10 protein-coding genes are annotated in these 11,126 nt (G+C 37.9%); 3 read left to right on the top strand and 7 right to left on the bottom strand.

Annotated elements, in window-relative coordinates; genetic code table 11:
- Positions 1–405: 405 nt before the first annotated feature.
- Positions 406–1,014 (top strand): protein phosphatase 2C domain-containing protein, encoded by a 609-nt coding sequence (locus tag MHO82_RS22965; RefSeq protein ID WP_239188354.1) that lies wholly within the window; start codon positions 406–408, stop codon positions 1,012–1,014.
- Positions 1,015–1,043: 29 nt separating this feature from the next.
- Here the strand turns inward: MHO82_RS22965 and MHO82_RS22960 are convergent, their stop codons facing one another.
- Positions 1,044–1,187 (bottom strand): hypothetical protein, encoded by a 144-nt coding sequence (locus tag MHO82_RS22960; RefSeq protein ID WP_239188351.1) that lies wholly within the window; start codon positions 1,185–1,187, stop codon positions 1,044–1,046.
- Between the two features lie 185 nt (positions 1,188–1,372).
- On the opposite strand from MHO82_RS22960, the gene MHO82_RS22955 reads away from it, so the two are divergent.
- Together MHO82_RS22955 and MHO82_RS22950 are read left to right on the top strand one after the other, a co-directional pair.
- Positions 1,373–1,870: a toxin-antitoxin system YwqK family antitoxin gene (locus tag MHO82_RS22955; RefSeq protein ID WP_239188348.1), complete on the top strand. Its 498-nt coding sequence runs from the start codon at positions 1,373–1,375 to the stop codon at positions 1,868–1,870.
- Between the two features lie 563 nt (positions 1,871–2,433).
- Positions 2,434–3,807 carry a YjiH family protein gene (locus tag MHO82_RS22950; RefSeq protein WP_239188345.1) on the top strand — a complete coding sequence of 458 codons (1,374 nt, stop codon included), beginning with the start codon at positions 2,434–2,436 and terminating at the stop codon, positions 3,805–3,807.
- 109 nt (positions 3,808–3,916) lie between these two features.
- Here the strand turns inward: MHO82_RS22950 and MHO82_RS22945 are convergent, their stop codons facing one another.
- From MHO82_RS22945 to MHO82_RS22920, 6 genes are all read right to left on the bottom strand, one after another.
- Entirely contained in the window at positions 3,917–5,557 is a 1,641-nt protein-coding gene (locus tag MHO82_RS22945) for a methyl-accepting chemotaxis protein (RefSeq protein ID WP_239188343.1), read from the bottom strand.
- A gap of 271 nt (positions 5,558–5,828) precedes the next feature.
- Positions 5,829–6,758, bottom strand: a complete 930-nt coding sequence (locus MHO82_RS22940; RefSeq protein ID WP_239188341.1) for a glycosyltransferase — start codon at positions 6,756–6,758, stop codon at positions 5,829–5,831.
- 581 nt (positions 6,759–7,339) lie between these two features.
- Complete coding sequence (locus tag MHO82_RS22935) at positions 7,340–7,606, bottom strand: SemiSWEET transporter (protein ID WP_239188339.1); 267 nt, start codon at positions 7,604–7,606, stop codon at positions 7,340–7,342.
- A gap of 9 nt (positions 7,607–7,615) precedes the next feature.
- Positions 7,616–8,632 (bottom strand): Gfo/Idh/MocA family oxidoreductase, encoded by a 1,017-nt coding sequence (locus tag MHO82_RS22930; RefSeq protein WP_239188338.1) that lies wholly within the window; start codon positions 8,630–8,632, stop codon positions 7,616–7,618.
- The gene (locus MHO82_RS22925; RefSeq protein ID WP_239188337.1) at positions 8,632–9,459 is read right to left on the bottom strand and encodes an HAD family hydrolase; all 828 of its coding nucleotides are present in this window, start codon (positions 9,457–9,459) and stop codon (positions 8,632–8,634) included. Before MHO82_RS22925 ends, MHO82_RS22930 begins: the two co-directional genes overlap by 1 nt.
- The gene (locus tag MHO82_RS22920) at positions 9,443–10,636 is read right to left on the bottom strand and encodes an aminotransferase class V-fold PLP-dependent enzyme (RefSeq protein ID WP_239188335.1); all 1,194 of its coding nucleotides are present in this window, start codon (positions 10,634–10,636) and stop codon (positions 9,443–9,445) included. The genes MHO82_RS22925 and MHO82_RS22920 overlap by 17 nt, the downstream gene beginning before the upstream one ends.
- Positions 10,637–11,126 lie beyond the last annotated feature (490 nt).

Genomic DNA, 11,126 nt, shown 5'->3' with positions numbered 1-11,126 from the left:
ATCAAAAGCTGACACGTTAAGAAATAAAGCCCAGCATAAGTTGGGCTTTGTTTACTTCTCGCGTCAATTTACTTTGAAATTGCTGATAGAAAGATGGAAAAAGCTTATGTTATAAGCTCAATATCTCAGCCTACGGGTTTCATAAAGTAATATTCATATTTCACATTAGTGTTTTGGGTCGCATTTTTTCTGTAAATAAGAGATTGGTTCCATCTTTTATTTGACAGTACCCGCCTTAATAAAAATAGAAAAGGTTTTATTGGTTAATGAGCTGGGTACGTAAATGGTTTATTTGATTGTGTTGTAGCTAAATGAGTTGTAATTCCTTGGGTAGAAGCCGTATCGGATATCGAAAGCGATGAATGGATAGCTGCTGCAAAAGAGAAACTGAAGGAGTAAGTTTTAATGCTAGATTTTGCTGAAATACAAATAGGTCGAGAAGATAGAACCTTAGTTACCCATTGTGGTGATTTTCAATTATTCTTGGTGGCGGACGGCGCTGGGGGAATTGGTGGCGGTGCAGAGGCTGCTGATGATTTGCTTATTCTTGCTGCACGCTATTTTAATAATCAACCTGAAAAATTATCTCCTGACCTTCTTTGTGATTTTTTAATGTTCGCTGATAACCACATTTATAAGTCTCCTCAATCGGGTGAGACGACTGCGGTGATAGTCGCTGTTCAAGGCGACTCCGTTTTTAGTGCCAGTGTTGGGGATAGTGAAGCTTGGGTAATAGAAAGTAATGATCTATGTGAGTTGACAGAGGGGCAGGTTCGAAAACCTCTTTTAGGATCTGCTTCTTCAGTGCCGAAATCTCTAGGTTTAATGAAAACGACAGGGAAGTTAATCCTTGGTTCTGACGGATTGTTTAAGTATGCAAAAATGGCGGATATTGCATCCATTGTGCGTACCTATACACCGAAAGAATGCATTCCCCGTTTATTAGATTTGGTACAGTTTCCCTCTGGGCGTTATCCTGATGATGTAGCAATAATCGTGTGTGATATTAATTAGAATAATAGCCCCTTTAGTACGGGGCTAATTCACCTTAGATCGGCTTTAGCCATTATCATTAATCCTGCTTTTTCAACAGACGCAATATTTACTAACTTACGCATAGCTGGTTCCTTTGTGATAAATCCTTCTTGGTCGAAAGATCTGATCGCAGAACCAGCTTTTAGTTCCATTCAGTTTTTATCCCGAATTCAGGTTATCTAGTTTAAAAGTATAAAACGGAGCGATGAGCCGGTTAATATATAGATGATAATTCGATTTAGTCTCGATCGTTTTAAAGTGAGCACTGTCTGGTACTCGCAATTGATACTTAAAAAGACAGAGAATTCTAATAGTAAAGAACGAAAAGGAGAGGGGAATGCGTAAAGGTACTTTGGTTCTGGGTATGTTAGGCGCTTTATTGACAGGCTATAGTTCCGCTGGAGAGACTGTACTCTATGATGATCTTGAGCCAAGGGGAAATGTGATTTATCACAATGAAGAGCCGTATACGGGAATTTTTCTTGATAAAGATAGTCAGGGAAGAGTGAGAGCTCAAGGCCATCTTGAGGCAGGGTTGCTTCAAGGAGAAGTCATTACCTATGATATTCATGGCAAGGTGATGAAGAGTGTCAGCTATGTGAACGGTAAACCAGACGGAACCAGTACGACCTTTTATGAAGATGGCAGTATAGAAGAGAAAGGCCGTTACGAGGCGGGTGAGCCAGAAGGAAAATGGGTGAGCTATTATCCAGGCGGTGCCATAGAACGGATTTCATATTTAAAAAATGGTCATCCAGAAGGTGAGTGGACATATTTTAATGAAGATGGAAGCGTTAAAGAAAAAAGAACGTATAAAAACGGTCAAAGACAATAATCTGCACTAATTTAGGTGTACTAGTCCAGACTGGATCTGACAGTTACCCATTTTTGACATGGCGCTTGTCAGATCAATTTCACATCTTTTAATGTTTCCATTGGCGTTCTTTGACGGCGTATTAAATCAACATATTCAGCCGTTGGCTATAGTGTCATCATTGAATTTTTATTCTTTTTTGTCATACATGGAAGTTTTCCATCAATGAAGATGGCTTTTTGGTTGAAGTGCTCAGGCATATCGAGCTTTCTTCAACAGGCGGTATGACATTTTTCTTCCAAATTCCCATCATTAAGTCACTTAAATAGTTATCTAATCAGCCTTTTAATGTCAGTGTTAAAGGCTCTTTTTTCCTAAACATAAGCAGAGTAGATATTTGTTTCCTTATATTTATAAACTGTGGTTATCCTTTGTTTAAGTAGTGACTGATTTTGTTTTCTTATTTGAAAGTAGTGAATAAAATTGCAAATTGATCTTGCGTTGGATTTTTTTGTCGATATAATCGCTTTTATTGAAAAGTTATTCATAAATAGTGATGTTATAGTCATCTAGGGAGTCGTCAGATGAGCGATACACTTCTCACACAAGAGAGCCATAAAACCAATCGGAATCTGCTGATGTTTGCGATTCCTTCTTTATTAGGTCTGTTTTTTTTCCTTGCGCCATTGACTTACAATGGTAACTTTACTTTCCCACTTGCATTGATGGCGAAAGGGGTAAAAGCGGTATTGGGTGAGGCGATTTTGCCAACCGTAACCGCAGTGATCTGTTTTTCGGCGCTCGCATCCGTTGCAGCCAGTCTTATTAAGCCCTCTTTTGTCACACAATCTCCATTGCTGACCAGACTGTTTGTATTGACTCCAACCTGGCTTGTGATTCGTTCATTAGGTGCCGTATTTACATTGCTTGCGCTCCATCAAGTCGGTCCTGAGGTGATTTGGAACGGTAACACAGGCGGCTTGGTACTGAACGATTTACTGCCTTCGTTATTGGTGACTTTTTTCCTTGCGGGTTTGTTGCTGCCGTTGCTACTGAATTTCGGTTTTCTTGAGCTACTGGGGACTATGATGAGTAAGTTCATGCGCCCTGTATTTCGTCTGCCAGGCAGAGCAGCGATTGATTGCATGTCTTCATGGTTAGGTGATGGTACGGTGGGTGTTATTCTGACCAGCAAACAATACGAAGATAAAAAATACACGGCACGTGAAGCGGCGGTTGTTGCAACCATGTTCTCACCTGTGGGTATTTCGTTCTCGCTGGTGGTCTTAACTCAAGTTGGTCTTCAGAACTTCTTTGTCCCTTTTTACTTTGCTATTTGTTTGTCGGGTGTCGTGGCGGCAATGGTGATCCAGTTCTTGCCACCTCTGTCTTACAAAAAAGACCTTTATATTGATGGCACTGAGCCAAACAGAGACGATGAGTTAGTTCCAGAAGGGAAATCGACCGTTGGGTTTGGTCTTGAACTTGCGCTGCAAAGAGCGAACAAAGTAAAAAGCTTAGGCTCGGTGGCAAAAGAAGGTGTTCATAACGCACTGGATATGGTGTTTGGTGTTCTGCCTGTGGTGATGGCCATCGGTACACTGGGTCTTGTGGTTGCCGAAACAACACCGCTGTTTTCTCTGTTAGGTGCTCCGTTTGTGCCTTTGTTAGAAATGCTCAATGTAGCTGAAGCGCCAGCTGCGGCACAAACCATGTTAGTTGGTTTTACCGATATGTATGTACCGTCTATTATTGCGGCATCCACCATCGACGCTGACTTAACCAAATTCGTGGTTGCTGCACTTTCTGTGACTCAGCTGATTTTCATGTCTGAAACCGGTTCGGTGATTTTAAGCAGCAAGGTGCCAATCAACTTTTTCGAGTTAGTGGCTATCTTCTTACTAAGAACGCTGGTGACTTTACCAATTATTGTTTTAGTGGCTCACGCGATATTCTAAACACGCAAGAATCGAGTAAGAAAAAAGAACCCGATAGGCGAGTGCTTATCGGGTTCTTTTTATTGTCATGAAAGTAGTGGTTTATGCCGTTTTTAGGGCTTTATTTATCTTAGACTTTGAAATAAGAGACTTCTTGTTTTAACTGTGCAACTAACTCATTTAACGTATCGGTAGCTTGATCATTTTGCTGCATTCGAGTAATGGATTGACCGGACATCTCAGAAATATTGGTCATTGCCTGAGACACATCCCCAATAACCAGTACTTGGTTCGAGGCTGCCAAAGCGACTTCTTTCACTTTTTCTAATGAATCCCCCGCTTGCTTTTCAATGTTTTGCAGTAGCTCAGACGCGCTCTCCGTTTGGGCTTTACCGCTTTCTACTTGAGGCTGGGTTGTGTTCATTGCCACCACAGAGGCGGCGGTTTCCGTTTGGATTTCAGTGATCATGGTGCCGATTTGAGAAGTCGCGTCACTGGTGCGCTGCGCTAGGCTTCGGACTTCATCAGCAACAACAGCAAAGCCTCGGCCAGACTCGCCAGCTCGTGCTGCTTCTATCGCGGCATTCAGTGCTAGCAGATTGGTTTGATCTGAAATCTCACTGATCACATTTACGATGCTACCGATCTCTTTTGTTTTGCTTTCTAATTGTTCTATTTGTTGAACGGTAGAGTTAACGGTAATCGAGATTTTTTCCATCTCTTGCGCCGCTTCATTGACAATTTTGCGGCCTTCTTTGGCAAAATCGACGGTCATTTCTGAGTTCTCTTCAGTATGAGTCGCGATAGAGGCCACTTGATCTATGCTGTGGCGCATCTCATCCAGTTTTACCGCTGTTGTTTGGGTTAAGTTGGCCTGATGTGTTGCCGATTCTAATACGTGGGAGGAGCCTTGTGAGACTTCTTCAATTTGAACCGCAAGGCTGTTAGAGGCACCAACAATATTGCTGACGATGCTAGTTATTTTTTCACCCATGTCGGATAAGGAATCTAAAATACTGCCTTTGTAGGGGTTAGACATTCTTTCTGTTAGGTCCCCTTGTGCCATTTGTTTGATTTTAGATTGAGCGACATAAGGCTCACCACCCAGTGAATTTCGGAAGCTTTTCTCTATCAATAGGCCAACGATCACAGAGATAAGTAAAGAAGATGCACTCAGAATCATCATCAGGTTTTGGAAACCACCAGCAACCGCTATTGCTTCTGGCGTTAACGTTTGGTTTTGGGCTTCTTGGTAATCAATAAATTCATTAATGGTGTCTAACCAGGTAATGAAGGCTGGCCTGACTTGATCCAGAATGATGTCCGTGGCTGGCTCCATATTTTTCTTGGCAGCAAGTACTTCATCAATCAGAGGGAGCGTATGGCGTTGAATATCATCAATCTTTCTTAAAATATCTCGCTCTTTAGCCGAAAAGTTAACGCCACTATTGAGCATATCATTCATTTTCTGCTCTGATTCTCGATAAAAAGCTTCAAGCTCATGAATGGTTTTTTCAAAAGAGTTCACTTCTTGTAGATTTCTAGCGGCAGAAACATCTCGAATTGCAATGGCTCTGTCGTGAACACTGCCTCGGTAGTTGATGGCATATCTTTGTTTTACTGAATTAACATCGGTGATTTCAGCTAATGTTCGGTCGATAAAATTAACTTTTTGAATACCTATTATGGTGAGTAAAATCATTAGGGCCAGTATGACCCCAAAACCAAAAGTCAATCGGCTGCGAACCGTCATTGTTGATAAATAATTCAAATTATACCTCTATGCTGCTCGGCTATTGCAAGGAAACCGTTATGTTACCTAGGATGACGGCGATATAAAAGAGATGTGGGTTAACATAAACGCAACATTGATCCTAATGACATTTATATTGTTGATTTATAGAGTAAGAGTGGTTTATTAAAATTGATATCATTTAGCTGAATAAAGCGCTTAAAAGAGAAGTGACCAAAATAGATTGGCCACTATTATTAAAAGTGATCAAAATCTTCACTAAAAACATATGCAAAAAGTGGTCTTTTCTTTATGTTTCTTCTTTGATTGCTAATGACTGTTTTATTGCATAGCCATTGACATCAATCAGGCCTTGATTATCACTGTTTATGTAGTACTGAACTTCTGGGATTGGATGTCGGTTAATCATCTCAGAGAGTGTTTCTTTAATTCTGAAGTTGATTTTTGACGTGTTTTCTATTTCATGATCATGGCTTAAATGGATGGATTTGCAATCTCGGTTTAATTCCCAGTATACCGGGCTTTTATGTAATCGAATCCCTAACTCGAAATCTTCACCTCCCCATTTATTAAAGCTTTCATCAAAGCCTTTCACTTTTTCGAATAAAGATTTTTCCATAGAAACATGACATGTCCAGAAAATATCAAAAGGAACTGGCCAACTGTTAATGTCATCGCCGTAACGTAAATAGCGGCCCTCTCTTACATCAAGAATAAGGTTCATTCTCATTATATCTATTAGCTTGCTGACCTGCTGTTCCGGAAGAGTGGGGGAAGTTTCAGATAAGTTAGGGTTTATTCCCCAGCTTTTTTCTAAGTGCTCAGACATGTACCCATAGACATAGCCAATAATCACTTTATTATCTGATTTTTCATGAGATTCAATATGGTACTTTAGCGCACTTTCTTCTAATAAAACTCCAGAATCAATAAAAATAATATACTTACCAGTAGAAAGGCTAACCCCACGATTTCGCGCTGCCCCGGCTCTAAAACCGAGATCTTCTTGCCATGTATATTGGAGGTTTAACTTGTTATTGTATTTATCAATAATTGATTGATTATCGCATGTTGAACCATCGTCACTAATAATAACTTCGAAATCTTCTTTTGGAATACTTTGGTTACAAAGTGATTTAATTGACTCTTCTAATAATAACGGACAATTGTAAGTTGGAATAACTACCGAGACTTTAAACGTGGCCTTTTTTTCGTTCATAAAATATAAAATATCTAAAAATAAATAAAATGGACCTAAAATCTCTCAACCTATATAACGAAATTCAATTGCCATTTGTATTTTTTGGTGTCAGTTCAAGAAGGGAGTGAGATGAAGTGTTTAACCAACTATGATTTATTAGGTTTGTGCTCTAACTTTTATCATTGATATTATTTTCTTTCGTGAATTAAACCTGTGTAAGTGTAGGAAAGCATTACTATTAATATGGAATTAATGGAGAGCAACACGGCTAATACTTGTTATATGAGTAGCAAAAATCAACATCTATATCTCGATGCGGCAACGAGGTTGTTGTACTCAGCGGGCTCGGTAGTGAATACGCGAATGAGGTTGAAAAAAAACAATGCTTGCCCAGTGCTTTAAACAAGCTAAGTGGGCAAGCTATCTTTTAACCTAAATACTGTGACTATAAGTTAGTATGATAGGCCTCTTGTTTGATTGATCCAGCTCAGTCAGGTAGGTAAGCCGTTCTTGAGTGAAGTTGGCTAAAAGCCTAACCTTCACTTGATTAAAGTCGACTTTAGGTGCTGGTAGAACTAATGATTACGCTCCTGCTCTCATTATTTATTCCTTTTTTTATCAGAGATAACCATTATCAAAACAGGAAAAGCCAATACAAAAGTAATGATATTAGCAGAGAGAACGGCAATATCACTTTTTAAATAACCGTAAAAGACCCAAGAGATAACACCAATAATAAACATGGTATACATTAACAAAGAAATACCATCTGTATTTTTTGTTCTTAGCGTTTTTATGGTTTGTGGAACAAAGGCAAATGTCGTAAAAAATGCCGCAAAAAATCCGACATATAAATTATAGTCCATATCATTACCCTAAAACTTTTCTAAAATAGTTTGTATTTTTAGGCCATTTTTAATAAGAGGTAAGTTAAGTGAGCTATTGCCACTATTTATGGATGAACACCAGTCAGAAAGCATATGATAAAATGAGTCAGACCAAAAAGGGAGCTCATTTTTTGGATCTGAAATTAGTTTTTCACTATTAAATTTTATGACTTTCGTTCCTAGGCTATCAAATAGTGATAATTTTAAACAATCTTCTTGTCGAGTAGAGTAGAGTACCTCTCCTTTTTCATATATTAACTTTAAATGCAATCCAAGATTTTCATCGTCTTCGGATTTACTCGATTTAATTTTAAAATTAATACCAGAATTTGATTGGCCGAAAACATAGCCATTATCATCGACTTCGACTTGGCCACCCTCTTTATTACGAACCCTAGTTCCCTTCACTACTTTTACGGTATCAATACATATCTCATCAGAAGAAAGAAAACAGAATAGATCCAGTAAATGGCAAGAAAGGTCACCTAATGCGCCACTGCTGCCTTTATTCACTCCTGAGTCTCGCCAAGTTAAATGCGTTCTAGTGACGGCAGATTTTTTGTTAAACTCGGCTCTAAAATAATTCAGTTTACCCAAGTCATAACTATCTTGAGTTGCCTTGATCTCTTTGATGACTTTGTTATATCGATAATTAAAGGAAACGATACTTTTAGTGTCGACCATGTTAACCAATTTTTCTGCAGAAGAAAGATCGTTTGATAACGGCTTTTCGCATACAATTGGAATTGATGCCGTTTTTAGTAACTCTTCAACACTTTGAACATGTAAATTATTTGGGTTACAAATAATGGCGCCTTGGCAATTTAAAGCTAATTCATCTATTGTAGAATACAGTCGTACGGGGAGTAGAGATTCTTCACTCGCATCCCTCATTTGCTGTTCGTTAATATCGTATAAAGCAATGCCCTTAACGGATTTAATATGTGATAAAGCTTTTATATGTGCACGGGAAATTCCACCGCACCCGATAATTCCAATAATCATTACTTAATGCCTTTTAATACACTTAAAATTCCATGACAATACGGTTTGTCTAAATTGGTCCCATGTTGTTTTACTGCTTCAGGGTCGGCGTTTGAAACTAAATAGCCGTGACCAGACCGCTTAAACATCGGAAAGTCATTGCAACTATCTCCGAAAGCATATATTGAGTCTTTCTTAACGTTAAGTTCATCAATGATAAATGATACCGTTTCATCTTTACCGCAACATGTAGGTATGAACTCCACATCGAAACAATCTTCTGGATCTCCTGCTGCTGGGTTGCATCGGGTAAAGACAACACGGCTACTGGCCTGTTTGGCTGCTTCTTTTAGCCAAGCAAAATCTGCATCCATACTTTCATTTATTGTGTAGTAAAAGCTTTTTTTAAAATCGCCTTGGTAGTCATCCGGTTGTTTCACGAGATCAATACCATTATCTTTTGCCAATTTAACGATATTAAAAATTTTACTTTCTTCGTATCCAGATTGGATAATTCTCTTCTTCCAAGAATCTGAAGGTGTAAGTACACCACCTTTGATCCAATAAAATTCTGTGCCTAAACTACAGCAGATAAAATTCGGGCTTCTTTTAATATAATTATGAGCTTTTCTTAACGCTGATTCACGATTGGTACCCGTAATCCAACCTAATAGCATTCCTTTATGACTACCTTCGGAACATAGAAATTCTTCAAGGAGTTCTACGCCACCTTTGGGTTTATTTTTTGATTCAAAAGGAATATAGGTTTCATCCAAATCACAGCAAATGACGGTTTTGATATGATCAGGAAATGGAAATTCCAAAGGTAATTTAGCTAAAGAATTCATGAATAACCTCTATAACTTTATCTTGCTCTTCAAAGCTCATGTGATTATGCAGTGGCAAATGTAATAGTCTCATATGAATATTTTCAGATGATAGGAACTGCTCTTTATTTGGATAATTTTTTGCTAGATCATGGTTTCCTTGATGTGATAGAAATGGATAAAAAACATCCAGTTCGACACCTTTATTTTTTGCAAAATTGATTAATTCATCTCTACGAAACTCATTTAGAAGGAGAGGAAATAAATGCCAAGTATTTTCATTACTTTGTTCGGGTAAGGTTATATCTTTGAATAATGCATTGGTTTTTTTTATGTATCTCGATGCAAGTACGCCTCTACGTTTGGCATTTTCTTCAAAATGTTTTAACTTAACCGATAAAATAGCGGCTTGCATATTATCTATACGGCTATTAAATCCCCAGTCTTGTGCTTTTTCATTCTTTTTCCCTTCCGAAAAACCATGATAAGAGTATTGACGTGAAGCAATACCAATTTCTTTGGATTTTGTCAGTAATGCTCCTGATTTACCAAAAGTACCAATATTCTTAAATGGATTAAAACTAAGTGCGATGACATCACAATAATTAATTAGATCTTGTATCCCGAAGCATTGTGCTGCATCTAATACGACTGAGATATCTAGGTTTTTAGCTATTTGGTAGGTTTCACGAATATTTTGTACAGAGCCATATAAGCACACGGGCAGTACTGCTTTAGTTTTGTGGGTTTTTAATCGTTCAATTTCAGAGGGAACTAGATTAAAGGATTGATCTATGTTTGCAAAAATAGGTGTTGCACCGATGGCCATAACCGCATTTTCTGTTGCAGCAAATGAATTCAAAGGCAAAATAACTTCATCACCATATCCGATGCCAACTGATTTTAACGCTATCATTAAAGCATCAGTCCCGCTAGAGGTAGCAACACAACACTTGGCTTGATAGAAATCTTTTAATGTACTTTCAACTTCCGTTATATAAGGGCCACTAGTAAAAGCTCCAGTAGATATTACTTTTGACATTATTTCTTTAGAGTCATTGATTTCCTCTGCTGAATTCAACCTGTCAAGCGGGAGAAACGGTACTTTCTCAAGAGAGTTATTTAGAGAATTATGTGATTCTATTTTCTTAGTAACAAGAGCATACGCTTCTTGGTTTAGTAAAGTAATATCTTTCATGTAATGATCTTAATGTATAAATTTTAGGGTATATAGGCTTGCCATATATAATGGCCGTAACAATACTTTTCTATATTAAAAAGTATTTAAGCAACTTGTACTGATAAGCAATGATATTAATTGCCACTACTTGGTGTGTGGTTAATTGCTTATGGGCGAGAGTAAATATTTTGCCTTTCATTTCGTCAAGAAATAATGCAAAAAAACATAATTATTTGTTTTTTTATGCGTTATTCGTCACATTTATTGTGTGGTTATTCTGTTGTTTTTTAAAGGAAATTAACTTAAAGGTTTGATTTTAAAAAGGTTAAAATATTTTTAATTCTTATTTTGTGGTTGTTGTGCTTTTGTTGCATATGAGTGCGGTGTGATTTAAAAGTGGGAGTAGTTATGCAGGAATTTATGTTTATTTTCTAAAAGTGGTCAATTAATGAGCTTGGTTTAGTTTGTGTCCTTCGTTTATTTTAATCATTGTTATAAGCAAAAAATT

Source organism: Vibrio sp. Of7-15 (assembly GCF_022347565.1).
Lineage (GTDB): Bacteria > Pseudomonadota > Gammaproteobacteria > Enterobacterales > Vibrionaceae > NORP241.
This window is presented reverse-complemented; position numbering and strand designations above follow the sequence as displayed.

Coding starts and splice junctions, on each gene's coding strand:
- MHO82_RS22965 (WP_239188354.1), top strand. CDS start 406: ATGCTAGATTTTGCTGAAATACAAATAGGTCGAGAAGATAGAACCTTA.
- MHO82_RS22960 (WP_239188351.1), bottom strand. CDS start 1,187: ATGGAACTAAAAGCTGGTTCTGCGATCAGATCTTTCGACCAAGAAGGA.
- MHO82_RS22955 (WP_239188348.1), top strand. CDS start 1,373: ATGCGTAAAGGTACTTTGGTTCTGGGTATGTTAGGCGCTTTATTGACA.
- MHO82_RS22950 (WP_239188345.1), top strand. CDS start 2,434: ATGAGCGATACACTTCTCACACAAGAGAGCCATAAAACCAATCGGAAT.
- MHO82_RS22940 (WP_239188341.1), bottom strand. CDS start 6,758: ATGAACGAAAAAAAGGCCACGTTTAAAGTCTCGGTAGTTATTCCAACT.
- MHO82_RS22935 (WP_239188339.1), bottom strand. CDS start 7,606: ATGGACTATAATTTATATGTCGGATTTTTTGCGGCATTTTTTACGACA.
- MHO82_RS22930 (WP_239188338.1), bottom strand. CDS start 8,632: ATGATTATTGGAATTATCGGGTGCGGTGGAATTTCCCGTGCACATATA.
- MHO82_RS22925 (WP_239188337.1), bottom strand. CDS start 9,459: ATGAATTCTTTAGCTAAATTACCTTTGGAATTTCCATTTCCTGATCAT.
- MHO82_RS22920 (WP_239188335.1), bottom strand. CDS start 10,636: ATGAAAGATATTACTTTACTAAACCAAGAAGCGTATGCTCTTGTTACT.